This is a genomic window from Streptomyces sp. NPDC031274 (assembly GCF_055570235.1).
The window spans coordinates 1-1,094 of sequence record NZ_JBVIHP010000423.1 but is presented as its reverse complement, the minus strand read 5'-3'; the positions used below and the strand labels follow the sequence as shown (position 1 = coordinate 1,094).

The following is a 1,094-nucleotide window of genomic DNA, read 5'->3' as shown; positions in this document are numbered from 1 at the left end:
TGCTGCTCTCCTATGGGGGTGGGGTCGCGGCCGGAGCGTTGATCGCGTGGCTCGGCGTCCAGGCCCGCCGCCGCGTCCGCGCCCTGGACGACTCGCTCCTGGGCAACCTCACGATCATCCTGATCCCGTTCACGGCGTACCTGCTGGCCGAACTCGTCGAGGCCTCGGGGGTGCTCGCAGTCGTGGTGTGCGGGCTCATCATGAGCCAGGCCGGGCCGACGCTGGGCCGGGCGGACGCGCGCCGCCAGACGGAGGCGTTCTGGTCGCTCGCGATGTATCTCCTCAACGGCTTCCTGTTCGTCCTGGTCGGCCTGGAGGCGCAAGCGGCCGTCCGCGGACTTTCCGGCACCGGCCTGACGAACGCGCTGGTCATGGTGGTTGCGGTGTCCGTGGGCCTGGTCGTCGTCCGCTTCGCGTTCCTCACCGTCGCGGTGCACACGATCCGGCTCCTGGACCGGCGCCCGCAGCAGCGCGCGCGACGCATGAGCAACCGCGCCCGCGTGGTCAGCGCGCTGGCCGGGTTCCGGGGCGCGGTGTCCCTGGCCCTCGCGCTCTCCGTGCCGTACACGGTCGACGCGGGCGGCCGGTTTCCCGACCGCGACACGATCGTCTTCGTCACGGCGGGCGTCGTGGTCGTCACCCTGGTGGTCCAGGGCCTCGTACTGCCGGCCGTGGCGCGCTGGGCCCGGCTGCCGCGCGACACGGACGGCGAACGGGAACTCCACCTGGCACTGCGCACGGCGAACGAGGCTGCTCTCGCGGCCCTGCCCGACGTGGCCGTCGCACTCGGCACCGACACGGAGGTCGCCGACCAACTGCGGGCCGAGTACGAAACGCACGCGAGGACCCTGCGGGCCCACGACGCCACCGAGGAACCCGGGTCGGGGTCTTTGCTGCGTCGCCACCAACCGGACGTCGAGCTGCGCCTCGCCCTGCTGTCCCGTAAGCGCGCCGCGGTCATCGGCCTGCGCGACGCGCACCGCATCGACGACACCGTACTGCTGCTCGTGCAGGCAAGACTCGACACCGAAGAGGTACGTCTCGCACAGCCGGAGGCCGCCGAATGACCGGAGGGCGCAAGCTGCCGGCCTTCC

At 72.2% G+C, this 1,094-nt stretch carries 1 protein-coding gene; it reads left to right on the top strand.

Annotated elements, in window-relative coordinates:
• A partial coding sequence (locus tag ACZ5CR_RS46885; protein WP_468870171.1) for a cation:proton antiporter domain-containing protein occupies positions 1-1,067 on the top strand: 1,067 nt, incomplete at its 5' end.
• Positions 1,068-1,094 lie beyond the last annotated feature (27 nt).